This is a genomic window from Syntrophorhabdaceae bacterium (assembly GCA_036504895.1).
Classification (GTDB): Bacteria; Desulfobacterota; Syntrophorhabdia; order Syntrophorhabdales; family Syntrophorhabdaceae; genus PNOM01.
Window position 1 is genome coordinate 171,009 of sequence record DASXUJ010000062.1, and the last position, 25,637, is coordinate 196,645.

Consider the following 25,637-nt stretch of genomic DNA (forward strand, 5'->3'; position numbering starts at 1 on the left):
GTTTGCAGCAGCGCTTGAAAAAATGTTAGGGTATTTAACCGCCGGATAGCCGTATTCCCGGAATCCCATGGAAAGGAAAAACTATTGGCCGTTATGAGGGCCATGGCCCGCTTCGCCGCTTTTATCATCTTTTTCGCCGTCCTCGCCTCCGCATCAGGGGCCCAGGGGATCCTGCAATCAAAGACCCTGAAAACCGGGGATAATGCGCGGCCTTCGGAAATCTCGAGCGACCCGCTGGGCAGGACCACGCCCCAGGGAACCATTGTCGGCTTTATGATGGCCGCCCGGAAAGGCGACTACGAGAAAGCGCTGAAATACCTCGATACAAGGAAGGCAGGTAGAGGGGCAAACAAGCTGGTCGATGAGCTGCAGGTAGTCCTCGAAAGGGGATTTTCAGGATTGGGGATATTGAGCACGAAAGCCGAAGGCAGGCTGGATGATAACCTTCCCCCATCCAAAGAACTGGTGGGGACCATCGAGACAGGCTCCAACAGTCTCGATGTGACGCTTGAAAGGGTTCAGCGCGGGAATGAACCGCCTGTATGGCTCTTTGCGTCGGAGACGCTCGCGAAAATTCCCGAGTTTTACGATGCCCTGGGCGCCAAATTATTCGAAAGATATTTTCCCAAATTTATGACCGATATCGTAGTCCTCTGGTTTCCTCTTTGGCAGTGGCTCTATATCCTGCTCATGGCGCCTCTTTCGATTCTTGTGGCCACCCTGGTCACCCGGCTGGTGACCCCGCTTTTTCTGATCCTGATCAGAAAAATTGCGAAAACCGGCGACGAAGACCACGTCATGACGCTTACCGGTCCTCTTCGCATTTTTATCCTGGCCCTGGCAATCTGGGCTATCTCCTTCTTTTCCCGTTCCGTACTGATCAGCCTCTTCTGGACCTACGCGGCCCTGACCCTCACGGTAGCGGGAATCACATGGCTCGCCGTCCGGGTGATCGACGTGGTGGTGAGGCTCAAACACAGGCAATGGACCGCAACTGCGTCAGGAAGACTCGCCATGATAGAGCTTCTCGGCAAGCTCTCGAAGGCGCTCACGGTGATTGCGGGTTTCCTTATCATCCTCTACTTCGCGGGGGTCAACATCACCGCCGCCCTTACGGGTCTCGGGATAGGCGGTATTGCCATAGCACTCGCAGCTCAGAAAACCCTCGAGAATCTTTTCGGGGGGATCATGATCATTTCAGACCGGCCCATAAGAGTCGGCGATTTCTGCAAGGCAGGCGCCTATATGGGCTCCGTGGAGAGCATAGGTCTTCGTTCCACCTATCTGCGTACTCCCGAGCGAACCATGGTCTCAATCCCGAACGGACAGCTTGCTACAATGAGTCTGGAAAATTTCGCATTCCGTGATAAAATAGTGTTTCATCACACAATCAACCTTCAGCCTGGTATTGCCTCCCCCCGCATCGCGGACTTCCTCTCCGGGATAAGGCAGATCCTCATGGAGCACCCCAAGGTTGAAGAGTCGAGCATGAGGGCGAACCTCCTGCGCATCTCCGATTCCTCCCTTGTGATAGACGTATTTGCGTATATTCTGGAGAGCGGGTATGAGACATTTCTTGCAATTCAGGAAGAGCTCCTCCTCTCAATTGTCAGCTTCGCGGAAAAAACCGGGTCTCCCCTGGCGTTTCCAACCGCCCTCAATTGGGCAGCAGCCTTAAAAGGGCCGGCCGAAGGAGAAGACGAAAAGAAGAAGTCCGATACATGAGCATTCCTTCATGGGAAAGCAGGACAATTGGCCGTACAGGGAAGATAAAATCAGAGGGAGCAGAAAGGGCGGACGGTCCATCTGCGAAACCAAAGGGAGGTTTTATGAGAATCACAAGAGTATTCTTATGGATTTTTATCGGCATGGCTGCTCTCCTCCTCATGGCGCCGCCGGCTTACTCGGAAAGCGATAGTGCCCAAAAAGGGACCTTTAAGCAGGAGGAACTCGACCAGATGCTGGCTCCGGTGGCGCTCTACCCCGATGCCCTCCTTGCCCAGCTTTTCATGGCTGCCACGTATCCCCTCGAAGTGGTGGAGGCGGACCGATGGGCCAAAGGCAACAAAGGACTGAAAGGCGATGCCCTGAACGCCAAACTGGATAAGCAAACCTGGGATCAAAGCGTCAAGGCCCTCGTTTCCTTCCCTGACGTACTGGCAATGATGAGTGAGAAGCTCGACTGGACCCAAAAGGTGGGCGACGCGTTTCTGGCACAACAGAAACAGGTCATGGATACGGTCCAGAAATTACGGTCGAAAGCCTACGCACAGGGCAAGCTGACAACCACAACCCAACAGAAAGTGGTGGTGAAAGAACAGGTAATCGAAATAGTGCCGTCGAGCCCTACTGTCGTATATGTTCCCGCCTATGATCCCGCGGTAGTCTACGGCCCCTGGTGGTACCCTGCCTATCCGCCTTATCCTGTATATCCTCCCGGCGCAATGATGGCCACCAGCATGGTCTCCTTCGGTCTTGGAGTGGCGGTGGGGGCAGCATGGAGCAGCGGCTGGGGGTCGTGCAACTGGCATACGGGCGATGTGAATGTAAATGTGAACAAGAATGTCAATGTGAATAATACCAACATACACAACACGAACGTTCAGACGAACAAATGGCAGCATGACCCCGATCACAGGAAAGGGGTGGCTTACCGGGATAACGGTTCGGCACAGAAATACGGGCAGACGCCGAGAGGAAACGCCGATGCCCGGCAGAATTACCGGGGCTTCGACGATAAAAGCGGGCAGACGCGGCCTTCTTCCAATCAGAAAGGTCCAAACTCCGGGGCAGGATCAGCCAAGACCGGATCACAGGCGTCTTATGGGCAAAAAAATGCCGGTAAGGGCGCGGGCATGGACAGCCGCCAGCCGTCCCGCCAGACTTCGCAGCCGAGTGCTTTTGAAGGCGTCGACCATGGCGCTCAGAAGACTGCCATGAATAGTGAAAGGGGGCGGACGAGCCGCGAAAGCATGAGCGCATCGAGAGGCAGCTCGTCATGGGGAGGCACAGGTCGCTCTGGCGCCTCCGGTTTTGGCGGTCATCGCCGGTAATCGAATACCGGCTCGAACAAGCATATTAAACAAAAGGCCTTCAGGATACATGATATATCCCGAAGGCCTTTTGTTTAGTTCTTCATCCTTTGGAGGAGTAGACTCGAATCTCCCGTATCGATCACAAGAAGCGTTCCCTCTATCTTGAACCGGGCGTTCACATTGCCCTTGGGTCTGTTGATGAGCAATGTGGAGCCCACTATATGATAGGGGAAGGACTGGCTTTTTTCGGAGCGGTCCTCGTACACCGTGGTCTCGACCAGGTTTCCATCCGACCTGAAACTGAAGATCATGCTCGCATAGGCTTTCGCAGGTTTCGGGTTAATGCTTGTCACGAGCCACCTGGAGTTGCCCAGAGGCTTGAGATCCTCGGGCGCAGGCGCCTCCTTTCCGTGATCCACCATTTCATAAGAATAGATTAGTTTGGCCGCAGCATCGACGAGGGGCGCGGTTTCTCCGGCATGCTCGGGGCCGCCCTTACAGGAAGCCGCAAGGGCCGCGATCAGGCAAAAGACCGCCAATCCGGTCCAATGTGCCACGCTTTTGCGTCTCTTCATATATATTCCTCCTATGACATTAGCCTCTTCATTTTGTCTCGAAAATCTTGGCCAGGCAATGCGATTGAAGCATGTTCTAAAATATTTCTGCGAGCCAGCGCAACATAGATCAGGGCTCTGCTGTTCGGCCACCCAATCGATAATCTCCCATAGGCCTTGCACAGGTTTACAAAAATGAATTTGCTTTTTAGAAACGAACGGCAAATAGAAGCCGCGTTGAAACGCGGCAATCGATTGAATATTTGGTAGTGCGGACACCGGACAAAGGGCATTCACACTCCGAGCCCTTATTTTTCCTGGTGAGCGTCTTTCTCTCCAGCCTGTGCGCCTGCCTCTTCCTGGCCCTCTCCCGTATCGGTCCCTGCCTCTTCCTGGCCCTCTTCGCCCTCTTCCAATATCTCTTCACCTTCGCCTTCTTCGCCCAGGGCTTTTGCGGCGAAGCGACGCTGTCGCTTTTCTTCCTGTTTCTTAAGACGCGCCATCTCTTTTCTTCTTTTTTCCGATTTATATGCCTGTCTCGCCACCTAAACCCTCCTTCCTTTTTGTACCTGCCGCCTTTCATCCTACCATTAAAAAAGAAGAAAAAACAGTCCTTTAGGGGGGGAAATAGGGAGAAGGAGAAATTTAAGAACTACGTGCTGCCGGCCAGGAAACTCCCGCGGCGTTCCCAAAACCACCTGGCCGGCACATAATCAGGCAACGTAGGGCGAGGTTACTATCTGTCCTTCCTGCTCCCTGAGGGCCGAACAGGTGATCTCGCTTCTCGACTCAAAGGAGAGATTGCCGACGACGATCCCCACATTGGCATAGATGACCCGGGACACTTTAATTTCAGGCTTGGCCCCTTTTTCTATGCTTTTCTCAAGATCGGTAATTTCTTCGCGCAGTTCCTCAATGCGGTTTGCCAGCTCTTCAGATGCAGAGAGGAGCTTACGGTAAAGGACTTCCTTCGTCTCCGAGAGCGTATTTTCCCTCCTTTGCTGTTCCAGAACTCTGAGCCCTTTTCTCACTTCAACAAGAGAAGCCTCCCTTTCCGATCTTTCCTTCTTCTTATCATCCAGCCGCTTTTTTTCTTTCGGCTTATATCCCACCCTCAATTCAGTCCTCACGTTCGATTCGGAACCGATCGACTTTGCCTCAATAAGGTTCTGGGCCGATACCTTGCCTCCCAGGATCCGGCCCTTGCCGGTAAGGACGAAAATTCTGTCTCCCGCGGATAAGGTGGAATGGAGGACGTCGCCTATAAGGATATCTCTCCCCGCTTCAATGGTGCCATACTGCACGAAAAGAGCGCTCACGTTGCCTCCCGCCCTTATTATTCCCTTATTTCCTCCCTGGATCCCGCCTTTTATAAGCACATTCCCGCCCGCCTCCACGTGTGCGTCCTCCACTACCCCGCTTATATCGATATTTTCAGTCGCTTTGACTGAAAACCCGGCAGTGATGGTGCCGTGAATGATAAGGCTTCCTGCGAAATCTATGTTTCCCGTGTCGAAATCTATATCGCTTTTAATATCCAGAACCGGTTCGACCGTCAAGGTCCGGTCCCTGAGTATGGGCTGGCCGTCTATGTTCGCCAAAACCTGGGCGCCGTCATCAGAAAATCGCGTATTTTTACCCGCCACCAGACGGATGTCCCTCACCGATTTCACAGGTATCTGCTTACCCATTACCGTGGTCCCGCCGACACCCCTTGCGGCCGGTGTTTTTTGTGCGAGGACTTCATCTTTTCTTACCGAAAAGACCGTCTGCAATTCCCGATAATCGACTTTGTCGAATTCGATCTCTTTGGGGTGTATGATCGTTTCCCTGGTAAACATATATTCAACGGAAGCGTCCCTTCCCTCGACCGGCTCTTTCCCCGACGCGATCAGGATCGTAGAATTGTATATTTCCTCCATCACCGCGCGCTCGATCTCCTCCCCGTCTATTCCAAAGACAACCCCGTGCTTTGTGAGGAGCTGTTTTATCTCACCGACACTTACGGGATTGCCGCCGAGGGGGGGAGATAAAACCAATTCGGCGGACATGGCGTCCCTCGCTACAATGATTTCCGCCTTGCCGTCTACTGCCCTTGCGGCAAGCACCGGTTTGCCTGTCGAGTGCTCTGCCAGGGCCTTTTCGATACTCTGCTCGTCAATCCAATAGGGGATTTCCTTTTCCCTCAGTGCATGAATTATATCGTCCAGGTCCGGATAAGACTCCTGGTCCGAAATTATGACGAAGGCCTTTTTTGTCTCTTCATCGAGATTGACTTCAATGGCAGGATGGATCATATCGTCGCAAATCCCCTTCCCCTTGCGGGCTGTCCACAGCTTTCCCCTTCACAAGAAACTTGTCCGGGTCATCTGATGTCCCGGAAACAAGCTCCCTCCCCCCTTACCATGTATCGGAAATTTCGGCTCAATCCTTAATGGCTTTATGCGTTTATAAACAGTATCAATTGAGATGTCAATTAAAAAAATATGGTAAAATGCAGATAAACCGTGGACGTGGCCGAAGCAAATCAGGAACGGCCGCCTTCGCGCACCGGCACATGTTCGCACCCGAGGAAGGAGAGGTCATGATTACCGTAAAAGAAGTTCTCGCGGCTCAAAACAGGATAGGACCTTTTATCCATAAGACGCCTTTGATGCGGTCCAGTTCTTTAAGCGAGGCAACGGGCGCGGATGTCTTCATCAAGGCGGAAAACCTCCAGAAAACAGGGGCTTTCAAAGTGAGAGGGGCTTTCAATAAGATGATAGGCATGAATGAGGATGCAGTGATTACCGCATCCATGGGGAATCACGCGCAGGCCGTTGCTTTTGCGGCCAGAGAAACGGGAATCAAAGCAAAAATCGTGATGCCTGTCGTGGTTTCCATAATAAAAGAAGAAGCGACGAGAGGCTACGGGGCCGAGGTGATACTGAAAGGCGCCGACCTGGGGCAATCCCTCGATTTCGCCCTCTCTCAAAAACAATATCCTTTCATCCACCCTTTTGACGACGATGCAGTAATCGCGGGACAAGGAACTATAGGTTTGGAAATAATGGACGAGCTCAACAACGTGGACGCGATCCTCGTGCCGGTGGGTGGGGGCGGCCTGGTCGCCGGGGTTGGGGCGGCAGTAAAAGCCCTATCTCCTTCCACTCAAATAATAGGGGTAGTCACCGAGTCGGCCCCGGCGGCATACCGCTCCTTTCTCGAAAGAAAATTATTGGAGTGCCCTCCCCGCCCTACAGTGGCCGACGGGGTCAAGGTGGGCAAATTGGGGGACAGGCCCTTCCGGATGATCATCCGATACGTCGATGATATCATACTGGTAGCGGAAGATATGGTCGCCCTCGGAGTGCTCCTTCTCATGGAGCGCGCGAAAATGGTGGTGGAGGGGGCCGGAGCGCTCCCGCTCGCGGCGCTTCTGTCACATAAGGAGCGATTCAAGGGAAAACGGGTGGTCCTCGTAGCGAGTGGAGGAAATATCGATTTCACCGTCATCGACAGGATCGTGAGAAGGGGGCTTGTTACGAACGGGAGAATAGTGACCTTTGACGTGGTGGCGGACGACATACCGGGAAATCTGCGCGATCTCACCTCCCTTATCGCCGGGCTCAGGGCCAATATCCTCGATGTCTCTCACAACCGGCTTACCCAGAGCCTCCCCCTGGAGAAGACTTTGGTCACCTTTACGATAGAAGTGCGCTCCAGGGAGGACGGAGAGGCCCTTTTTGCCCGGCTCCGCGCCAAAGGCTTTGTGACGAGAGACTCCTCCCGCTTCATTACGGGAGCCACCAGAACAACAGGCGCCATAGATGATGTCTTACATTAGCAGATGATTATAATCTATTTAAATAATTAGTTCTTCGTAATGGGGAGGCACTGATGAAATTGAGCGAAAAGGAATTTGACGCCCTCGTAAAAAGGGCGATACGCCGCATCCCTCCCGAAATCTGCGAGCACCTCGAGAATATCATGATCTCCGTCCTCCCAAAACCTTCAAAGGAAATGCTCAGGGAATCGGGCCTCCCGAAGGGAGAGACCCTTCTCGGCCTTTTCCAGGGGGTTTCCCTTATGGAGCGACTTGCCACTTTTCCTCCCCTTTATCCTGATACCATATTCCTCTTTCAGGAGCCTCTCGAAGAGATTTGTCTCACCATAGAGGAGCTTGAAGAGGAGGTCGAGATCACGGTCGTCCATGAGGTAGCCCATTTTCTGGGCATGGGAGAGGAGAGACTGGCCGAGCTCGGCTATGCCTGAGTTTCCTGCGCACCAGTCTTAGATGATAAAGATTATTGCGAGCGAAGCGTCCCGTGGTGAAGGGCGTCACACAATGGAAACCCTTCGCTCAAGAGTTTCAGGATAAGGATACTCCATTCGTTTTGCCGTCTCACGCGAGACACCGTCTCCGAAATACTTGGCCACAATCAGAAGGGCGCAATCAATCCCCGCGGAAATGCCGGCGGAGGTAAAAATGTTTCCGTCCTCTACCACGTGAAGGTCTCTCTCCACCTTCGTATCAGGGAAGAGATCTCTCATCCAATCGAGAAGAGCCCAATGGGTCGTAGCCCGGCGCCCCTTGAGTAAACCTGCCCTGCCGAGAAGCATGGAACCCGTACAGACCGACGCCACGGTCCCGGCCTCGCGAGCACGCTCGGAGATCCATGTGATGAGAGGCTCATTCCCCATCTCTCTGCGAGTTCCCATCCCGCCGGGGATGAAAAGGATATCGAAGCGAGGACATGTGGCAATCCCGCAGTGAGGCACAACTTTCATGCCTCCTGTCGTAATCACCGGGTCCGCCTTCTCCGCCACAAGGAGGACCTCGAAAGGAGAAGGGTCCTCGCCACGGCTCTCTTCATGAAGACGGGTCACCGAAAAGACTTCGAAAGGTCCGCAAAAATCGAGTGCCTCTACCTCGTCAAAGATCAGAATTCCCACCTTTTTGCGTTCCATCTCAGCCCATAAACCGGTGGAGGACCTTTCCGCCCGTGATGGTAAGGCCGATGCTGAAGGTATATCCCTCCAATGCCTGAACAGGCCCGAGGTCCGCAACTTCTTCGAAAAGGGAGGGCATGAAGTAAACCCCGGCCTCGCCCGTCCACGCATCCTTCACCGCCACATTCGTAACCGTACTCATGGTAATATCATGAACGAGGGGTTTTTCGGGATTTTCGTAATCGGGAAAGTGGCGCATGAGGTAGAATTTTACCGGAGGTGCTTCTTCCGGGGGTATCGCCTTCTTGAGGACCAGCGTCCCTTCCACTATCCTTTCTTCGTGGGCAGCGCATATGCCCTTCATTTTTGCGCCCCCCTTCTTCCCCCCTACCATCGGCGTCAGGTCGTGGAGCTTCGTAATGTGGACACGGCCAAGCTTCTTCGGAAAACCCTGGATGAACCCACGCATAAGAGTAAAATCGTTGTCCACCCATATATAGGGCACATAGTAACCGGGTTCTCCTTCAAAATCACAGCGTATCATGACGATGCACTCCCTGTACATGGAACGCTCGGGATTGACGAAGGAGAGATCGAGACTTGCATCGCTCACAGATATCCATTCCACAAACCAGACAGCGCCTTCACCGGGATTCGGACCCATACCGAGCGGCTCGGGCAGCAGAGCACGGACCTTTTCCGGATCGGCCTTAAAATTGAGGTGCATGGCCTCCCCGCCATAATGCCATGGGGGCGGGTCCAGGAGAGAAGCTTTCCCTCCCGGTGACAGGGGGAGCATATATCCCTTCAGGGTACTTTGGCTCATAATTTTGACCTCCTCCTCTGTGTCGCCTCAGGTGAGGCGGAATGTGCGCACGTGAAGGCAAAGATTATCTTGTTCCCCACTTACTCTGAAAAACCTCAAGGAACAAAGGGTCGAATTTCAAGGCCCTTCGGGCCGGAGCCCTTTGAGGGCCGTTTCAAGGTCGCCATATAGGGGAATATCGGAGGCAAGGTCCACCATGTCGAATACCTTTTTTATTGTTTCGCCGGCATTTGCAATGACCAAATTCCCTTTCTTCCCTTCTATCTCACCGAGCGTCCGGTACAGCACCCTGATCCCGGCGCTGCTCATATATTCGAGGCCGTGGATATCCAGAAGGAGGAATCGGACGCCCCTCTCCAGGAGGGTCGCACACCATTGGTCGAGCTGGGGGGACGTAAGTGCGTCCAGCCGCCCCCTCACAGTGAGAATTACCACATCTCCCTTGGTATATTCCGTAATCTCCATGTCCCTCCCTTTACTGCCGACTCCGTCAGGCCATTGCCCTTAACACATGTGCCTCTCCACATTATCTCAGTTTGTCTCCCCTTCGTCCACGGTTTTTTATAACGCGAATTATGTGGCAGGACCGAGAAACCTGACGGAAAGGATGGTGATATCGTCCGATTGGACGGCGCCCGCGGCATGACGTCTGAGCGCAGCAAGTACGTGCATAATGTGCTCCCGGGGAGATGTCGCTCCGCCCCCTTCCAGGGCAAATGCCAGGCCCTCCTCTCCGAAAAGAGCCCCCTCGGGATCCATGGCTTCCGTCACGCCGTCCGTATAAGCGAAACATAACCCACCCCGGGGCAGAACAAGAAATTCGTCGCAAAAGGAGGCGGCGGGCCTTACGCCGAGCGGCCTCCCGGGCCTCACGTCCACCCTGGTAGCTGTTCCCGCGGCATTTATCAAATAGGGCGGGTTATGACCTGCGTTGGAGTAGCGGAGCTCTCCGGTCTCCATATCAAGGACAGCGAGGAAGACAGTGATAAACATGACCTGATCGTTTTCCCGGCATAGCTCCACATTCGCTTTCGAGAGGATTTCCGAAGGAGATTGAACGCCCTGTCCCCCTGCGGCAAGCAATCTTATTGCGGTTTTTCCACGGGCCATACATAATGCGGCGGGGACCCCCTTCCCTGAGACGTCACCTATGACTATCCAGAGGTGCCGTGAACCGGTAAAGAAGAAATCATAGAAATCTCCCCCCACCTCTTTTGCCGGCTCAAGATGGGCGGCCAACTCGAAGTCGTGACGCGCGAGCTCAGGAGGATGAGGGACCATACTCATTTGAATGTCATGGGCGATTTTAAGCTCACTTTCGATCTTCTCTTTCGCAGCCGTGGCCTCCTTAAGCTTCTCTATATGTGAAGTGAGCGACCCTGTCATGAAGGCGAGCGCTTTCGCGAGCCGTGAAACCTCATCCTTTGATTTCATGGCAATCGCCTTGATCCTGGCGCCCGCCTCATGGATGTCGGTGAAATCCGTATAAGAGAGTTGTCGCGCATAGAAGGCGAGGAGATTGAGACTTCCCGTCATTCTCTTTACCAGGAAAAGGGTCGTAATACAGCTTGCAATAAGGACCGGTCACGGTGAAAACTATCTGCCATCCCACCAAGACCCTGGCGGGGCGGTCAATCTCGTCCCTGTACACGGAGGCGGCCACATACCAGTCAAGGGGAGGGAAATAATCGACATAGGCTTCCTTGAGGAAACGGAAATCGCCCTCATGCCCCGAGGGTTTGTCCCAAAGGTATATCAAAGGCAATCCCGGGTTTTTTGAAGCCTTTATAAGCTCATCATAATGGAGGATCACCCGGGCAGGGTCATTTACCTGTGCCGCCTCCTTGCCTTTGAGGGCAGGGTGGAGGAGCATCTTCTTTTGACCGTTAAAGAGGAAGAAATAGCCGGTCTGCCCGATACGCATTCTGCCCATGGTCTCTTCGAGGCCTTTCACGACCCTTTCGATCTTCATGTTCATATCACGTGTAATGTCATCGATGTACACACCGGTGCCCACCACCCAATTCCATTTTTTATAAAGCTCGACATAACTCAGCTTCTCCGCCGGCTCTTTTTCTCCCAACCGTATATACCAGAATGAGTCAAATCCGCTCCCTTTGGTGAGAGCGGTCCGGATGATGTCCCGTACCGCGTACTTTCCCTTCACGTCCCGAAACAGGGAAAGGTCCTTTCCGTAGAGTGCCGGATCAGGGTGAGAGATATTCATCCCCTTCAGATCATAGACAAAAAAATAGTCGTTGTTTCCGAATTTAAAATTTCGAAGAGATTCGGCGGCTAATCTCTTCGCCTCCCCCTCCGTGAGCGATCCCGCCCGGTAAAGGGCATAATATCCATCGATATGCGTCAGGGCCAGGGCCGTGAGGTTCTTAAGCTGCTCTTTGTACCTGAGAAGGGCATACTCTTTATGATAGACGATGCTCCGATGCTCGTTCTCGATGTCCAGCTTCACGAGGCGGAGCTGGTCGCGCGCTGCCTGTCTCGTCGTCCTGCTCATCGTCTCCGTCACTTCCACTACGGTAAAAGCCATAATCGCGGCGGAAGACACGGTAAGGATAGTGATGATGAGGAGGAGTAGTTTTGAACGGAAGGAAGTAAGCATCGACGCCTTCAGATTAATGTTCAAAATGGAGGAAGAGGAGGTTCATGTCGTCCCTCTTTTCCTGGCGCACCGCATCCGTGTATTGGCGGATCATGTAACCTGACAGCTTCGTGGAAGCCGCAGCTTCCCGTTTCAACTCCTCCTTTGAAGGCCGGGATAAGGCAAGCTCCAGGGGTTCACCACGATAGGAAATCGTCATATCGAGCTTGAATTCATCAAACTCCGCCTTCACCTTCACCTTCCCTTCCTTCACCTCGACAAGGGAGGCTCCTTCAAGAAACTCGTTCAAGGCGGAGGCAGCGCTGTGAATCACTTCCGGACGGGCGCCCCAGCTTCTCCCCTGATGCTCCATAAATTCGAATATTTTCTCCGAGGAATCAGTTGCCACATTCAGCTCCAGTACCGCCTGTCGTGAAATGCCGATCCTCAGAAGCAGGTTGAGGAGAATTGCGGCCATCGTGGCGAGAGAGAGGGAGGAGGCGAATACGGGCTTTACCCATGGATGGACGTTTCGATAAAGCTCCGGCGCCATATCGGCGCTTAAGCCGAAGATGATCGAGGCGCCGACCACGAAGGTCTTGCGGGCATCCATCATTCTTGACATCATGATTTGAAATCCCGCCACGATCATGAAACTGACGGCAAAAATGAGCGTTGCTCCGATTACGGGTTTGGGCATTATGAGGAATAGCTCCGCCAGTTTCGGGAAGAAGGCGAGGGATATGAAAATAGCGCCCACCGCAAAGGCCACCACGCGGCTCGTCGCTCCGGTTGCCACCGAAAGGCCCACATTGGACGACGAAGTCGATTGTCCGTAGCCTCCTATAATTCCCGGTATCACCCCGCCCAGCCCGTCAGCAAGGATACCTCGTGAAACCGCGTTCATATCCGGTCTCCTCCAGTCACTGTCGTTGATCTTCTGGCACGTCACCAGGTCCCCCACTGTTTTGAAGGTCGAACAAAGGGTGGCCACCGTGAAAGGTATTACAAGAGAAAAATCAAAGGCCCAGCTTATTTTATCCGGCCGGGGAAGGGCGAAGACAGGGGCGGAGCGTATCTTTTCCAGGTCATCCGCGGTAATAATGCCCAGAAGCGCGGAGATCCCGTACCCGACGACCATTCCTACAAGGGTACAGTAAAGCTTTAACTTACCCCTGCTCCACACGCTCAACGCAATGATTGCAAAAAAAGTGACGAGGCCGGTACTGATCTCTGCCGGGCGAAGAGAAAGGTCTCCCGCCTCATAGCCGAAAAAATTCTTCACCGAGATAGGGATCACCACTATCCCCACCATTGCAACGACCACGCCCGTGACTTCTGAGGGGAAGAGCACCCTCAGCCGGTGTATGACCCGCGAAAACAGGCACTCGATGATGCCGGCCACGGCCGTCATACCGAAAAGAAGGGGCAATCCTCCCGTGGCTGCGGCAATCTTTGACGCGTCAAAATAGGAAGGTCCGCACACGGAAGGACAAAGATAGCCCGATCCCACGGGTCCCTTCGTAAAGGCCTGAAGGACCGTTGCCGCTCCCCCCGCAATCATGGAAAGACTAATGAAGCCCCTCGCCCAATCAGGGCTTATCGAGCTTCCCAGTTGTCGCACTATAAGCACGGGAAAAATAAGGGCGATAAACAGGACGAACACATGCTGCAAACCCAATATAAGGGTCGTAAAAACTGGCGGCCTGTCATCCACGCCATAGATCAGGTTAGTCGGTTTTTTGGCCATAAAGGGTCTTGTTCTACTCTTACCACTATCAAAAACTTTTTGTCAATGAATCAGGAAGGCTCATCCCTCTACCTCCCACAGAAATTCGGATAGACGGGGGAGTCTCGCGGTATTGCCTTTACAATCTTCGCGAGGCTCATTATCATAATGTAAGGCAATATTTCTTACGTTCATTTAAAGGCCTCCGGAACGGGACACATGGATATTAAGGTCGGTATCAGCGAAGCAATCGGAATGAGGGACAACATGGAAGACCACCACGCGGTCCATGGAGGGCCCGATCTTCCTCTTTTCAGTGCCGAAGTCTATGACGGTCATCTCGGCAGGGAGGCCGCCCGCCTCGCTTCGGAGATGCTTACCCCCCATTTTCTGAACCGATGGTACGAGGAACAGGAGAAGCCTGCCTTCGATCGCCTCAACGAAATTCTTTTACTGCGAGAGGCATATAACGCCGTGGATGAGTACATCATCCATGAGGGTATCCAGGGGGGGACCGCCGCAGCCACCCTTCTTCTCATGGGAGAGAGGTTCTTAGCCGCCAACGCCGGAGATTCAAGGGTAATAATAGGCACCGGATCAGGCGTTGAGACTCTGACCCTCGATCACAAGCCGGACTTGCCCGAAGAAAGGGAAAGGATAGAATCACTCGGCGGGGTAATCACCCATCTCGGGACACCGCGTGTAATGGGTTTTCTCGCGATGACCCGGGCCCTTGGGGATAGGGATCTCAAGCCTTTCGTCACCTCCGAGCCGCGCATCGTCTCCGGCCTCCTGGGCAGAGAGAACGATTATGCCGTTCTGGCATGCGACGGCGTGTGGGATGTTCTTACTCCGGAGATAGTGATTGCAGTCATCCGGGAGGCCCGGGAAGCCCAGAAGGGAGCCGATGCCATAAAGGACAGGGCGATACGGGAGGGGAGCATGGATAATGTTACGGTCCTGGTCCTTGACCTCAAGGCCCACACGGCCCGAATGACCAGAGAACGGATGGAGGTCCGGACGGTCCTGGACATGGCACTCCCTCACGACCCCGAAGATGGACTGATGTGAGATAAACTGCCCTTACAGGGCCGACTATGGTATTATATCGCATGTTATCCATGATTTACGTATACTTTTCAAAAAATGTTCATTTTACACCGACATCTCTTCTTTTAAAGGCAAAGGGCGTCTTTCCTTTACGACAGAGGAAGACGATGGGGCCGAATAGGGGTATCTCTTTTTGCGGAAGCTTCCTGTGGCTCCTTTCATGCCTTTCCCTCATTACCTTCGCCTCTTCACCCGCTCATGGTTCGTCCCTCTGGGGCGCCGTCGGAAATTCCGTAGAGGGCGGCGGAGCGCTGGTGGGAAAAAACTATGACGGGCAACCGGTGCATTGCGAATTTCGCATGGTAATTCCCAGGGAGGGCATTCCCTACCTGGGCCTTTTTCCGCTCCATACCAAGAAAGGCCAGGGGCCGGTAGCGGGAATAAACGAAAAGGGTCTTGCCGTGGTAAGCGCTGCCCCCGAGACCATCTCGGACTCCAGGATGAACCCTTCGGCAGAACGGATTACGGAAGCATTACTTACCGGATACGAAACGGTCGATGCCCTTCTGTCTGCGCCCCTCGCGTTCAAGAAAGGCTTTCCCATCTTTTATCTCATCGCGGATCGGCACAAAATTGCGCTGGCCGAAATTCCTCCCCAGGGGGACGCCTTGATAAGGACTGCAGAAAACGGAACTCTCTTCCATACCAATCATTATATTCAACAAAAATTCATCGATTTTAATAAAAAAATGAGGAAGAACAGCGAACTAAGGCTTGAGCGGCTCGCAGGCGCGTTCACCGGCCTTGCCGGCCCCCTGACCATGGACACTTTCATAGGCATAAGTAAAGATAGAGGCACCGGTACGGAAGATGCCATACTGAGGTTCGGCGGACCCCCAGGCTCCGAGCGGACCCTCGCCTCCTGGATCTTATCGCTGCCGAAAGCAGCCCCTCCAGAACTGCATGTCGGCTTCTTCGGCGCCGACGAGACGGAAAGGGAATACGACCTGAGGCTCGACCGCTCCTTCTGGAGCGAGGCGGTGGAATAAGGCGTGTAATGCGTGTAATGCGTAAATCTGTGTGAGGCGGAAAGATGGAACCTTGTCGAACGAAACAATACCGCGGCCCCAACTCGCACGGCGAGCGAGACCAACAGTAGGCGCCTGAGGCGGGGGGAGGCTCGGCGGGCTTTTGCCCGTCGAGGGGGCGACGTGAGCCCCAATAAAAAGTTCGTGTGAGGCGTGTGAGGCGGGAAGACATAAACATGAGGGCGACGCGAGGCTGAATAATTGTCCCCCATAATGGAATAGGATGGAAAAAAACGACAGAACTTCTTATATAGAAAACCTCGATGATCCTTCACGATTGAGGGAGATTTATCTCGGCCTGGCCCCGGAGGGACGGAAAGAGATGGTGACGGGCCTCGCGTCGGTGCGGGACGAGAGAGCTGGGATATGTTTTATTGCCCTCCTCGCCGGTGAGACGGATAAGGAGCTTCAAAAGCTTATCAGAAAGGCGCTTTTCAGGCTCAAGACCGTGGGGATCAGAGTGGAAGAGCCGAGACCCGCCGGGGAACCGGCATTAAAGGCCATAGAAGATAAAAAAGAGCACAAGGCTTTTATGTCGAATTACGATCAGGAAAACACCCGGATAGTAATTCTCGCCTTTGAGGTAAAGAAAAATTACTATATCTTCGTGAATGCCATGCTCCACTTATATGATGGCCTCACCGACCTGAAACTCGCGCCCCTTGCCCGTTCCGAATTCGAGGCGATTATTGCCGAGTATCGGGACGCAACAGACAGGCTCAGCGTCCTCGTGGAGATTTCTCCCGCCTATGCCGCCTGTCTCATCGGAGAAGGAGAGGCTCTTTCCCATCGTCACGAGGAAGACGTGAGACAGATAAAGCAGTTCGCTTTGAACCTCAAAACAGGGGTGCAGAGGCCCAGGGACCTCTATGAGTTGCAGATCCCGGACGACATCACGCCGCTGCCCGTGAGCGAGGTCCTGTCGGACGACCTGTTCCACTCTTTCTCTCTGGCATGGGATACGATGGAGGCAGACAAAGAGGTCCTCGCCTCCGCCACAGGATCGAATATCCTCCTGCCGCCCCAGGTGATGACGGAGAAATTGGAGACCTTTCTGACGGAACTCATTGAAACAGAGCCATTGAAGGCGAAGCTCCCGTTCCTGACAAGGCTTATAGAAGATTATGCATATATTTATTATTTATCCGGGAGGTATGACTCTTTTATGACCCTCATGGAATTATTGAAACATGAGAAAGGACCCCGGGGCGCTCTCGCTTTTTTTATAAGTAAAACCCTTGAATCAAAAGAGAACCGGGCTGAGCCCCGGCAGGAGCTCATCGTGAACCCCTATGAGTAAATTTATCGTCAGAGATACGTTCTTTAATAAAGCGAAAAAGGATGGTTACCGGGCCCGAAGTGTCTATAAGCTCAAGGAGATTCAGGATAAGTTCACCCTTATCAGACCCGGGGACAGGGTTCTGGATCTCGGATGCGCGCCGGGAAGCTTCCTCCAGATCATTTCAAAATTGACCGGAGAGGGCGGTCGGGTCGTGGGTATCGATATACTTCCCGTCGCTCCCCTGCCCGAGAAGAATATCACCGTCCTCACCCTTGACATCAGGTCTATTGACGCCCGGACGCTCCTCGAAGACCTCTCGATCCCTCACTACGATGTGGTTACTTGCGACATCGCACCCAATATGTCGGGTATCCGGGAGGTAGATGACCGGAACGTGGATGAACTGTTCGAGGCTGTTCTGAAGGTCGTGAGCGCCTGCCTTAAAAGAGGAGGGAACTTTCTCATCAAATCTTTCTTCTCGGACTCGCTCAAGGGAGCGGATAAAACACTGAAGGAGATGTTCAGGAAAGTCGCAATCTTTAAACCGGCGGCATCAAGAAGGGTAAGCTCGGAGATGTACTTTATCTGTACGGGAAAAAAATAGAATTTATTTGCTAACCCGGGACAGGCGTTATGCCCCAGATGCGCTCCGCATATTCACGCACCGCCCTGTCGCTCGAGAATTTCCCGCTTCGGGCGACATTGAGAATGGCTTTTCTCGTCCAGAGGGTCTTGTCGCGGTAGGTGCTGCTCACCTTCTCCTGACATTCCACGTAGGAGGCATAATCGGCAAGCACGAAATAAGGATCGCTCCGAAGGAGCGGATCGATCACGGGACGGAACAGGTCGGGTGAGCCCGGCGAGAAATAGCCCCCGGAAATCTGATCTATGGCTTTCTTGAGTTCCCGGTTCTCTTCATAATACCTTCCGGGACTGTAAGAAGAGCGCAGCCTCACAAGCTCGTCGGTCTTATGGCCGAAGAGAAAGAAATTTTCTTCCCCCACCTCTTCCCTGATCTCCACATTTGCCCCATCAAGAGTGCCGATGGTCAAAGCGCCGTTAAGGGTATATTTCATATTACCCGTTCCGGAGGCCTCATACCCTGCCGTAGAGATCTGCTCGGATAATTCGGCGGCAGGCATGATGCGCTGGGCAAGACTCACATCATAATTAGGGACAAAGACAAGGGCCAGTTTTTCCCGTACCAGGGGGTCCGCATCGATTGCCGCTTCAAGGCTGTGAATGAGTTTAATGATAAGTTTGCAAATGTAGTATCCGGGCGCCGACTTACCGGCAAAGAGAATCGTGCGCGGCGGGAACGCCTTCGTCACCTTTCCTTCACGAATCCGGTTATAAAGGGTGATTACATGGAGGACATTGAGGAGCTGCCGTTTATACTCATGGAACCTTTTGGTCTGGCAATCGAGAAAATAGTCGGAAGGAAAGGAAAGCCAGTACGCCTTATAGACATAATCGGCAAGGGCCACCTTATTCATCTCTTTTATACGGGAGAACTTGTTGCAGAATTCGCGATCCTCTGCTAGAGGCTCTATCTTCCTCAGCTCTTCGAGATCGGTAATCCACCGGTCTCCGATCGCTTCGGTGATAAGGTCGGCGAGGTGAGGGTTTGCCTGGAGAAGCCAGCGTCTGGGCGTGATGCCGTTCGTGACATTTTCGAAATTCTCAGGCATGAGGTCGTAAAAATCATTAAATACGGATTTTTTGAGGATGTCCGTGTGCAGCTCCGAAACCCCGTTGACCGCATGGCTTCCCACCATCGCAAGCCGGGCCATGTGGATGACCTGCTCTCCTGCCCCTGTAAGAATCGACATCCTCTCTTTTTTTCCCCCATCTTCCGGAAACCGGTCGCTCACCTGGACGAGGAATCTCCTGTCGATCTCTTTTATGATCTGGAGGTGACGGGGAAGAAGATTTCCAAAAATACCCTCCGACCACGTTTCAAGGGCTTCGGGCAGGACTGTGTGATTCGTATAGGCTAAAGTCTTTTTCGTGATCGCCCATGCATCTTCCCAGAGAATCCCACCCTCGTCAACCAAAAGTCGCATCAACTCCGCTACCGCGATCGCGGGATGGGTATCGTTGAGCTGGACCGCTACCTTATCGGGAAATTGTGTATAGGTCTGGCGGGACTTCCGGTACCTTCTTATGATATCCTGCAATGTTGCACAGACGAAGAAATACTGCTGCTTCAGCCTCAGCTCTTTACCGGCAATGTTCTGATCGTTAGGATAGAGGACCTTGGAGACATTCTCGCTCCGGTCCTTGTCCTCCACGGCTTTTAAATAGTCTCCGCTATTGAAGTAATCAAGATCGAAATCCCTGGTTGACTTGGCGGCCCAGAGACGAAGGGTATTCACCGTCTCGTTCATGAACCCGGGGACCGGATAATCATAGGCCATGGCCATGATCTCTTCGCCCCCCGCCCATTTCATCCGGTACTTTCCTCCACCTGATGCCGCGGTGCGTATTTTTCCATAAAAGCGTACGGTGTAGAGCAGCTCCGGCCTCGGAAATTCCCAATGATTCCCATATCTTAGCCAGCTATCTGGCGCCTCCACCTGAAAGCCGTCCTTGATCTGCTGAAAGAAGATCCCGTACTCGTAGCGTATGCCGTACCCATAGGCCGGATATTGAAGAGTGGCCAGGGAATCGATGTAACACGCAGCCAGACGGCCCAATCCGCCGTTACCCAACCCTGCGTCAGGCTCATATTCCATGGCCTCCTCGAAAGAGAGGCCGAGGAGATCCATCGTTTTACCGTATTCTTTTGAAAGACCGAGATTGAGGACATAGTTTCTCAGAAGCCTGCCCAGAAGAAACTCCAAAGAGAGATAATAGACCCTTTTTGCATCGGCATCGTAATATCTCTGTTGCGTTCTGATCCATCGCCTGACAAGAGGGTCCCTTACCGACAGGACAATGGAATGAAACTTGTCCCTTTCGGTGGCGGAATACATATCCTTACCAAGATCGAGTGTGAGGTGGCGTACTAATGATTGTTCTATGCTGTTCCTATCCCCTGCCATCAGGAGAAGGCCCCCCTTCCGCGTGACATGGCTTATGATATCATGGCGGACCTATTGTTGCAAGAGTGGCCGTTCTTTCTAAAGACCCCGGGCCGATCTTGCCCGGGGTGGAGTTCTTGTCCGTTAATCCAGCGAGTGGGTCATTTCAGTATGACTTGCCTCCTTACCGACTATTGCCACCGTGCTCGCCTGGGGTCCTTTATCTCCCATCTCCTCGCGGTACCGTACTTCCATACCTACCTTCAGACGTCCGAATCCGTCATTAAGAACGCTGTTTTTGTTGAAATAGAGCTCATTTCCATCGAAAGACTCCAGAAATCCATAGCCCTCCTCGGGAAACAGCCGGACGACCTTTGCATGAGGCGCGGCTAGATCGAGCTTCACCTCTCCGTGCTTCTTCCGGTCATAGTCTTTCAGCTTCCTCTCCATTGCCTCGAATGCATCACGGACCATGACATAGACGTCATCGTGGGTGTCCCGGTCGCCCGGCTCACGGTCCACCACCAGCTCTTTTCCGGGAACGCTGACATCGATTCGCAGATGATAGGAGTTTCCGGTCCGATGGCGTCGATGGGGCGCTTCGACCACGACCCTGCACTTCATAATGGTCTCATGAAACCGGTCCAATTTCGTCGCCCCTTCCCTTATCCGGGCTTCCAGGGCTTCAGACCTGTCCACTTCGTGAAAACTGATTTGCAAAGGAAGTACCATATTCCTCCTCCTTCTTGGCAATATAACTGCTTTCTCAAGGAGTATAATGCAGGAAAGAAACGGTGTAAATGGCGGCGAACTCCGCAGGTTCTTCGGGATCTCACACAAGTTGAGACGAAGAAAGGGGGTGCGTCCCTCAGGAGGAGAGGATTTGGTCTGTCTTCTTTCTCGGCGCCTTCACGAAATGGAGCAGGTAGTCGAACTTTTCAATCTGGAGGCATGTATTCTTGCACGGCCCTTCGGGTCTCTTGTTGGGTATTGCAAGAACAGGCACTCTCTCCGTTACATCTTTTATGCCGGAGAGCAGGTCTCTTTCACAGGCCACGGCCAATATAAGGGTAGGTCTGAACTCTCCGATCGCCTTCCTTGCCTCTTCCCCTCCGCCCGCGGTCACTATCTGAACCTCGTATTCTTCCGCCCTGCTCATGATCTCGCCACGGGTCTGCCTTCCAAGACATCGGGGAAGAAGGACGAGCAGCCTTTGGGGATTGAGCCTATGGGCAGGAGTCGCGGTAATGTAGTTGTGGACTTTAATAAACGAATTGCCCACCCGGTCCCTGTTAATTCCCATCCGTGCCCCGACCCAGAGCGCCTTCGGCAGGACCATGAGAAAAAGCCGCTCCACCAGTTTATAAGGGAAGAGGGACTTCTCCATCCTTCTTAATACCAGGATTTCTATGCAGACGAGTACGAACAGGAGCGCCCCGCCTATGGCAAGGGCCCATTCAATCGCCTTGGGGAGGAGCACGTAGAACTGTTCGATTCTCGGTCTCACCATATACCAGGAGATTATCAGCAACCCCACGAGCATGCAGACCGCAACGGCGGCAAGAATAAGGAACGTTGCCGACCGCTCCTCTATCTCCTGGTCATGAGCCCTGGAGCGGCCGTCCCAGTCGGCCCATTCGTCGCCCAGCTTTCTGTCTCTGGAGCCGGTTTTATGAGCGGTTTCTTTCAATACTTTTTCCGCCTTAAAATAAACCTTTTGGAATTTTCATTACCAGTAAAGTTTCTCACAGATTGATGCCTCGGTCAAGGAAAGGAAGGCGGAAACGAAAAGACGGGAGCATGGGGGGGGCCGGGGGCTACCCACGTAAGGCCTTTTTGGTTTATAATCTAGACGCGCCTTCGGGCGCACCAGTCGCGCACACAGAATACCTTCCATACTCTCATTGAGAGGAAAACCACATGAAGAGGAGGAGATGAGTGGAGCTTTTTGCCGTTATTGACGAAGTATTGATGGGACAGGGCGTATTCGGTATTTTTTCCACATCGGAGCTGGCACGGAAATTTATGGCGCAGTTTCAATCGAATACCAATTTTCGGTGTAGGATAACAAAGCTCACCGTAACGGGCGGCGTCGCTGATGATAAAGTGTGGGTCGCCTATGTCCATGACTGCATTCATGATGTTTTCGAGCTGGATGGCCTGTACGGGGAGCCTCTTCTGGCACGGGATGCATCGGGAGATAAAGGCATGGTGGTCGAATTTGTGATCGACGCGCCGGGTCGGAAAGGGGCACTTTCCTAAGACCTTTCGTCAGAGAAGACGGGCTCAGCCCGAACCTCCGGTTCGATTCATCCGGAGGTATTCGCCCTCATTCCAGCATTGCCGGAAGAAAGGGCAGCCCCTGCATTTCTCCGTACAATTACGGCTCACGAGGTATTGTTTGCCCGTCGCTCCTGTTACGCCGTCCTCTTCCATCTGCTCGATACAGGGAGGGGTGCCGCTCTTGCACCCGTGCCTGTTGTCGCAATTGATACAGTATCCTGTTTTAGGTTTGATAAGACACCTTTTTCTCGCTCCATTGAGTCTATAATCACTCTCCCATGGTGTCAAGTCCTCGAAAAACCGGGACCATGACCCATGAGTGGGATGACATACCTCCATCGAACGGGGTATAAGTTTTTATGGTAACTGCACGAAGGAGTATGATACATAACAGGAGCGATATGTCCCGAATAACGATTGATCCCGAACGATGCGTGAGAGACGGACTCTGTGTCCGCGTCTGTGAAAAAGTCTTCTCCCGGGAAACGATTGATTCCGTGCCGTTGGTCGCTCACGAGGATTCATGCAACGGGTGCGGTCACTGCGCCCTTATCTGCCCCACGGGTGCAATATGGCAGGAGGAAAGTCCTCCGGAGCTGATCCACCCCGTAGAGCCTCGTCTCATGCCTACTTATGAGCAGGTGCGGGAGATGATCGTGACCCGGCGGTCAGTCCGGAATTTTCAGGACAGGCGCGTGGAGCGGGAAGTACTCGAAAAAGTGATCGATGGAGCCTGCTACGCGCCCAGCGCCAAGAACAGCAGGAGCACCGAATATATCGTGGTCACCGATAAAGCTCTCCTCGCCGAGATCGCCGCCATTACAGCCCAATGGCTTGGCGACGTCTCCCGCAAACTTAGAAATCCCCTCTGGAGAAGGCTCTACATGCTTTACGGGGAAAAGGACGTGGAGGAAATAAAACGCTGGGTCAATCAATTCGACCTTATTGCGGAGAGGGCCCGAAACCATTGGGACGTAATACTTTTCAAGGCGCCGGCCGTTCTTTTCTTCCATGCCCGCCGGTCGATACGGTTTGGGGAGACCAATGCAGCCCTGGCAGTACAGAATGCCGTCTACACCGCCTCTTCTCTCGGTCTCGGCAGCTTCTTCACCGGCTATGTGGTAGCTGCGTGCAGCAGGGAAAAGAGGCTTCCCCTTCTCCTCGGACTGCCCAAGGGTCACATACTATACGGAGGTCTTGCCCTGGGCTATCCTGAACTCGGGTTTCCTACATGGATCGAACGCACTGCTCAACATATCACATGGAGAGACGGGACCTGAGCGGATGGGGCGGATTGAAAGAATTCCCATGGTGTGGTAAGTATTTAACGCATTGAGGCCTCTTTCTGGGGCCGGTCAGACCAAGGAGGAGAATTACCCGACATGATAGAGACAGACTCCGCGCCTCAAACCGACTTTATACGTGAGATTATAAATGACGACCTGAAGACGAACAAGAACGGAGGACGGGTCGCTACCCGCTTTCCCCCCGAGCCCAATGGTTACCTTCATATAGGCCATGCCAAATCGATATGCCTGAATTTCGGTATTGCCGCCCAATATGGCGGGACCTGTAATCTCCGTATGGATGATACCGATCCCAGCGGTGAATCCCTTGAATTTGTGGATTCCATCATAAAGGATGTCCGCTGGCTCGGTTTCGACTGGGAAGATCGCCTCTTTTACGCATCCGATTATTTCGAGAAGCTTTACCAGTTCGCCGTAAGGTTGATTAAAGAAGGCAAGGCATATGTCTGCAGCCTTTCCGCCGATCAGATAAGAGAGTACAGGGGCACCCTTACCGAGCCCGGCAGGGAAAGCCCTTATAGAAACAGGTCCGTCGAAGAGAACATCGACCTCTTCACCCGCATGAGGGCAGGAGAATTTGAGGACGGCGCCCACGTGGTCAGGGCCAGGATCGACATGGCATCACCCAATATCACCATGAGAGACCCCGTGATCTACCGGATCAAGCGCTCGCCCCACTATAGGACCGAAAGCGAATGGGTCGTCTATCCCATGTATGATTTTGCCCATTGCCTGTCAGATTCTCTCGAAAATATCATCTACTCCATTTGCACTCTGGAATTCGAGAATAACCGGCCCCTTTACGACTGGATTGTGGATGCCCTGATCCCGGAGCCTCAACCCCGCCAGATAGAATTCGCCAGGCTCAACCTCAGTTACACGATTTTGAGCAAAAGACGCCTTATAGAGTTGGTAGAGAAAAAGGATGTAAGCGGCTGGGATGATCCCCGCATGCCCACCATTGCCGGAATGCGGCGGCGCGGGTATACGCCAGAAGCGATCCGTACTTTCTGTGCCAAGATCGGTGTGGCGAAGAAGGACAACCTCATCGACATGTCCCTCCTGGAGAGCTGTGTCCGCGACGATCTCAACGACCGTGCCCCCCGAGCCATGGCGGTCCTTCGGCCCCTGAAACTCGTGATCGATAATTATCCGGATGACCGGGTCGAGGAGTTCGACTGCGCCAACCATCCTCAAAAACCGGAATTTGGCAGCCGAAAAGTGCCTTTCTCCAAGGTGCTCTATATCGAGGGGGATGATTTCAGCGAAGAGCCTCCAAAAAAATATAAACGCCTCAGTCCGGGTCGTGAAGTGCGCCTGAGATATGCCTATGTAATAAAATATGCTTCGGTCGTAAAGGATGAGACGGGCCGCATTATGGAGGTCCATTGCACATACGATCCCGATACGCGTGACAGTGCGCCCCCCGACGGCCGTAAGGTGGAAGGGGTGATCCATTGGGTCTCCGCCGGACAATCCGTCACTGCATTGGCGAGGCTGTACGACCGTCTTTTTCAGGTCCCCAATGCCGCGAGCGAGGGGGACGATTTCGCTGCTCATTTGAATCCTTCGTCTCTCGAAACCCTCATCGATTGCCGGGTGGAGGCGAGTCTTGGAGCCGCGTCGGGAGGGAGCAGGTTTCAGTTCGAGCGATTGGGCTATTTCTCTGCCGACCCGGTCGACTCAATCCCGGGAAAGCCCGTATTCAATCGGATTGTTACTCTCCGGGATTCCTGGGCCAAGGTCGTTACAAAAGCAAAATGAGCCGATAAGATGCCTCTTGCCCCGGGACAGGTGCTTTCATCTGCCCTGGGGACCCTCTTTACCGCTTTTTCTTTTTGAATCCACACCGCCTATATCCTTACCGACTGCCCCCGCTCAAGATGCGGCTTTTTAAGGAGAAAGTGAAAATCCACAATTTTTCCT

General features: G+C 53.3%; 23 protein-coding genes. 11 read left to right on the forward strand and 12 right to left on the reverse strand.

Features of this window, described 5'->3' with window-relative positions; genetic code table 11:
• Positions 1 to 93: 93 nt before the first annotated feature.
• Together VGJ94_08415 and VGJ94_08420 are read left to right on the forward strand one after the other, a co-directional pair.
• Positions 94 to 1,725, forward strand: coding sequence for a mechanosensitive ion channel domain-containing protein (locus tag VGJ94_08415; protein HEY3276630.1), 1,632 nt, complete (start codon positions 94 to 96; stop codon positions 1,723 to 1,725).
• 104 nt (positions 1,726 to 1,829) lie between these two features.
• Positions 1,830 to 3,053 (forward strand): DUF3300 domain-containing protein, encoded by a 1,224-nt coding sequence (locus VGJ94_08420; protein HEY3276631.1) that lies wholly within the window; start codon positions 1,830 to 1,832, stop codon positions 3,051 to 3,053.
• Between the two features lie 74 nt (positions 3,054 to 3,127).
• Here VGJ94_08420 and VGJ94_08425 read toward each other — a convergent pair whose 3' ends face one another.
• The 3 genes from VGJ94_08425 to VGJ94_08435 all read right to left on the reverse strand — a co-directional run bounded on the left by VGJ94_08425 (position 3,128) and on the right by VGJ94_08435 (position 5,886).
• Positions 3,128 to 3,610 (reverse strand): hypothetical protein, encoded by a 483-nt coding sequence (locus VGJ94_08425; protein HEY3276632.1) that lies wholly within the window; start codon positions 3,608 to 3,610, stop codon positions 3,128 to 3,130.
• A 287-nt stretch (positions 3,611 to 3,897) separates the two neighbouring features.
• On the reverse strand, positions 3,898 to 4,134 hold the full coding sequence (locus VGJ94_08430) for a hypothetical protein (protein HEY3276633.1): 237 nt from the start codon (positions 4,132 to 4,134) through the stop codon (positions 3,898 to 3,900).
• Positions 4,135 to 4,302: 168 nt separating this feature from the next.
• Positions 4,303 to 5,886 (reverse strand): FapA family protein, encoded by a 1,584-nt coding sequence (locus VGJ94_08435; protein ID HEY3276634.1) that lies wholly within the window; start codon positions 5,884 to 5,886, stop codon positions 4,303 to 4,305.
• A 287-nt stretch (positions 5,887 to 6,173) separates the two neighbouring features.
• On the opposite strand from VGJ94_08435, the gene ilvA reads away from it, so the two are divergent.
• Positions 6,174 to 7,415: a threonine ammonia-lyase gene (gene ilvA, locus VGJ94_08440; protein ID HEY3276635.1), complete on the forward strand. Its 1,242-nt coding sequence runs from the start codon at positions 6,174 to 6,176 to the stop codon at positions 7,413 to 7,415.
• Between the two features lie 53 nt (positions 7,416 to 7,468).
• The gene (locus VGJ94_08445) at positions 7,469 to 7,843 is read left to right on the forward strand and encodes a metallopeptidase family protein (GenBank protein ID HEY3276636.1); all 375 of its coding nucleotides are present in this window, start codon (positions 7,469 to 7,471) and stop codon (positions 7,841 to 7,843) included.
• 66 nt (positions 7,844 to 7,909) lie between these two features.
• Here the strand turns inward: VGJ94_08445 and VGJ94_08450 are convergent, their stop codons facing one another.
• The 6 genes from VGJ94_08450 to VGJ94_08475 all read right to left on the reverse strand — a co-directional run bounded on the left by VGJ94_08450 (position 7,910) and on the right by VGJ94_08475 (position 13,696).
• The gene (locus tag VGJ94_08450) at positions 7,910 to 8,539 is read right to left on the reverse strand and encodes a DJ-1/PfpI family protein (GenBank protein HEY3276637.1); all 630 of its coding nucleotides are present in this window, start codon (positions 8,537 to 8,539) and stop codon (positions 7,910 to 7,912) included.
• A 1-nt stretch (position 8,540) separates the two neighbouring features.
• Positions 8,541 to 9,347, reverse strand: a complete 807-nt coding sequence (locus VGJ94_08455; protein HEY3276638.1) for an acetoacetate decarboxylase family protein — start codon at positions 9,345 to 9,347, stop codon at positions 8,541 to 8,543.
• Positions 9,348 to 9,464: 117 nt separating this feature from the next.
• Positions 9,465 to 9,812, reverse strand: a complete 348-nt coding sequence (locus VGJ94_08460; protein ID HEY3276639.1) for an STAS domain-containing protein — start codon at positions 9,810 to 9,812, stop codon at positions 9,465 to 9,467.
• A 108-nt stretch (positions 9,813 to 9,920) separates the two neighbouring features.
• Positions 9,921 to 10,883, reverse strand: a complete 963-nt coding sequence (locus VGJ94_08465; GenBank protein ID HEY3276640.1) for a PP2C family protein-serine/threonine phosphatase — start codon at positions 10,881 to 10,883, stop codon at positions 9,921 to 9,923.
• A complete protein-coding gene (locus VGJ94_08470) occupies positions 10,810 to 11,967 on the reverse strand; it encodes a cache domain-containing protein (protein HEY3276641.1) in 1,158 nt (385 codons plus the stop codon). The genes VGJ94_08465 and VGJ94_08470 overlap by 74 nt, the downstream gene beginning before the upstream one ends.
• A 13-nt stretch (positions 11,968 to 11,980) precedes the next feature.
• The gene (locus tag VGJ94_08475; GenBank protein ID HEY3276642.1) at positions 11,981 to 13,696 is read right to left on the reverse strand and encodes a solute carrier family 23 protein; all 1,716 of its coding nucleotides are present in this window, start codon (positions 13,694 to 13,696) and stop codon (positions 11,981 to 11,983) included.
• Positions 13,697 to 13,894: 198 nt separating this feature from the next.
• Here VGJ94_08475 and VGJ94_08480 point away from each other — a divergent pair, with 198 nt between their 5' ends.
• From VGJ94_08480 to VGJ94_08495, 4 genes are all read left to right on the forward strand, one after another.
• The gene (locus VGJ94_08480; GenBank protein ID HEY3276643.1) at positions 13,895 to 14,746 is read left to right on the forward strand and encodes a PP2C family protein-serine/threonine phosphatase; all 852 of its coding nucleotides are present in this window, start codon (positions 13,895 to 13,897) and stop codon (positions 14,744 to 14,746) included.
• 146 nt (positions 14,747 to 14,892) lie between these two features.
• Complete coding sequence (locus VGJ94_08485; GenBank protein HEY3276644.1) at positions 14,893 to 15,774, forward strand: carcinine hydrolase/isopenicillin-N N-acyltransferase family protein; 882 nt, start codon at positions 14,893 to 14,895, stop codon at positions 15,772 to 15,774.
• Positions 15,775 to 16,036: 262 nt separating this feature from the next.
• Positions 16,037 to 17,113 (forward strand): hypothetical protein, encoded by a 1,077-nt coding sequence (locus tag VGJ94_08490; GenBank protein ID HEY3276645.1) that lies wholly within the window; start codon positions 16,037 to 16,039, stop codon positions 17,111 to 17,113.
• Positions 17,106 to 17,699, forward strand: coding sequence for an RlmE family RNA methyltransferase (locus VGJ94_08495; GenBank protein HEY3276646.1), 594 nt, complete (start codon positions 17,106 to 17,108; stop codon positions 17,697 to 17,699). The genes VGJ94_08490 and VGJ94_08495 overlap by 8 nt, the downstream gene beginning before the upstream one ends.
• 10 nt (positions 17,700 to 17,709) lie before the next feature.
• Here the strand turns inward: VGJ94_08495 and VGJ94_08500 are convergent, their stop codons facing one another.
• The 3 genes from VGJ94_08500 to VGJ94_08510 form a co-directional block, all read right to left on the reverse strand.
• Positions 17,710 to 20,142, reverse strand: a complete 2,433-nt coding sequence (locus VGJ94_08500) for a glycogen/starch/alpha-glucan phosphorylase (protein HEY3276647.1) — start codon at positions 20,140 to 20,142, stop codon at positions 17,710 to 17,712.
• Positions 20,143 to 20,265: 123 nt separating this feature from the next.
• On the reverse strand, positions 20,266 to 20,853 hold the full coding sequence (locus VGJ94_08505) for an HPF/RaiA family ribosome-associated protein (GenBank protein HEY3276648.1): 588 nt from the start codon (positions 20,851 to 20,853) through the stop codon (positions 20,266 to 20,268).
• Positions 20,854 to 20,989: 136 nt separating this feature from the next.
• On the reverse strand, positions 20,990 to 21,811 hold the full coding sequence (locus VGJ94_08510) for a DUF116 domain-containing protein (GenBank protein ID HEY3276649.1): 822 nt from the start codon (positions 21,809 to 21,811) through the stop codon (positions 20,990 to 20,992).
• 248 nt (positions 21,812 to 22,059) lie between these two features.
• Between VGJ94_08510 and VGJ94_08515 the strand changes: the two genes are divergently transcribed.
• From VGJ94_08515 to VGJ94_08525, 3 genes are all read left to right on the forward strand, one after another.
• Positions 22,060 to 22,383 (forward strand): hypothetical protein, encoded by a 324-nt coding sequence (locus VGJ94_08515; protein HEY3276650.1) that lies wholly within the window; start codon positions 22,060 to 22,062, stop codon positions 22,381 to 22,383.
• A 422-nt stretch (positions 22,384 to 22,805) separates the two neighbouring features.
• Complete coding sequence (locus VGJ94_08520; protein ID HEY3276651.1) at positions 22,806 to 23,684, forward strand: nitroreductase family protein; 879 nt, start codon at positions 22,806 to 22,808, stop codon at positions 23,682 to 23,684.
• A gap of 102 nt (positions 23,685 to 23,786) precedes the next feature.
• Positions 23,787 to 25,475, forward strand: coding sequence for a glutamine--tRNA ligase/YqeY domain fusion protein (locus VGJ94_08525; GenBank protein HEY3276652.1), 1,689 nt, complete (start codon positions 23,787 to 23,789; stop codon positions 25,473 to 25,475).
• Positions 25,476 to 25,637 lie beyond the last annotated feature (162 nt).

Bases quoted from the DNA above. Each gene is read 5' to 3' on its own strand.
- VGJ94_08415 (HEY3276630.1), top strand. From the start codon at position 94: ATGAGGGCCATGGCCCGCTTCGCCGCTTTTATCATCTTTTTCGCCGTC.
- VGJ94_08420 (HEY3276631.1), top strand. From the start codon at position 1,830: ATGAGAATCACAAGAGTATTCTTATGGATTTTTATCGGCATGGCTGCT.
- VGJ94_08425 (HEY3276632.1), bottom strand. From the start codon at position 3,610: ATGAAGAGACGCAAAAGCGTGGCACATTGGACCGGATTGGCGGTCTTT.
- VGJ94_08435 (HEY3276634.1), bottom strand. From the start codon at position 5,886: ATGATCCATCCTGCCATTGAAGTCAATCTCGATGAAGAGACAAAAAAG.
- ilvA (HEY3276635.1), top strand. From the start codon at position 6,174: ATGATTACCGTAAAAGAAGTTCTCGCGGCTCAAAACAGGATAGGACCT.
- VGJ94_08445 (HEY3276636.1), top strand. From the start codon at position 7,469: ATGAAATTGAGCGAAAAGGAATTTGACGCCCTCGTAAAAAGGGCGATA.
- VGJ94_08450 (HEY3276637.1), bottom strand. From the start codon at position 8,539: ATGGAACGCAAAAAGGTGGGAATTCTGATCTTTGACGAGGTAGAGGCA.
- VGJ94_08455 (HEY3276638.1), bottom strand. From the start codon at position 9,347: ATGAGCCAAAGTACCCTGAAGGGATATATGCTCCCCCTGTCACCGGGA.
- VGJ94_08460 (HEY3276639.1), bottom strand. From the start codon at position 9,812: ATGGAGATTACGGAATATACCAAGGGAGATGTGGTAATTCTCACTGTG.
- VGJ94_08465 (HEY3276640.1), bottom strand. From the start codon at position 10,883: ATGACGGGAAGTCTCAATCTCCTCGCCTTCTATGCGCGACAACTCTCT.
- VGJ94_08470 (HEY3276641.1), bottom strand. From the start codon at position 11,967: ATGCTTACTTCCTTCCGTTCAAAACTACTCCTCCTCATCATCACTATC.
- VGJ94_08475 (HEY3276642.1), bottom strand. From the start codon at position 13,696: ATGGCCAAAAAACCGACTAACCTGATCTATGGCGTGGATGACAGGCCG.
- VGJ94_08480 (HEY3276643.1), top strand. From the start codon at position 13,895: ATGGATATTAAGGTCGGTATCAGCGAAGCAATCGGAATGAGGGACAAC.
- VGJ94_08485 (HEY3276644.1), top strand. From the start codon at position 14,893: ATGGGGCCGAATAGGGGTATCTCTTTTTGCGGAAGCTTCCTGTGGCTC.
- VGJ94_08490 (HEY3276645.1), top strand. From the start codon at position 16,037: ATGGAAAAAAACGACAGAACTTCTTATATAGAAAACCTCGATGATCCT.
- VGJ94_08495 (HEY3276646.1), top strand. From the start codon at position 17,106: ATGAGTAAATTTATCGTCAGAGATACGTTCTTTAATAAAGCGAAAAAG.
- VGJ94_08500 (HEY3276647.1), bottom strand. From the start codon at position 20,142: ATGGCAGGGGATAGGAACAGCATAGAACAATCATTAGTACGCCACCTC.
- VGJ94_08505 (HEY3276648.1), bottom strand. From the start codon at position 20,853: ATGGTACTTCCTTTGCAAATCAGTTTTCACGAAGTGGACAGGTCTGAA.
- VGJ94_08520 (HEY3276651.1), top strand. From the start codon at position 22,806: ATGTCCCGAATAACGATTGATCCCGAACGATGCGTGAGAGACGGACTC.
- VGJ94_08525 (HEY3276652.1), top strand. From the start codon at position 23,787: ATGATAGAGACAGACTCCGCGCCTCAAACCGACTTTATACGTGAGATT.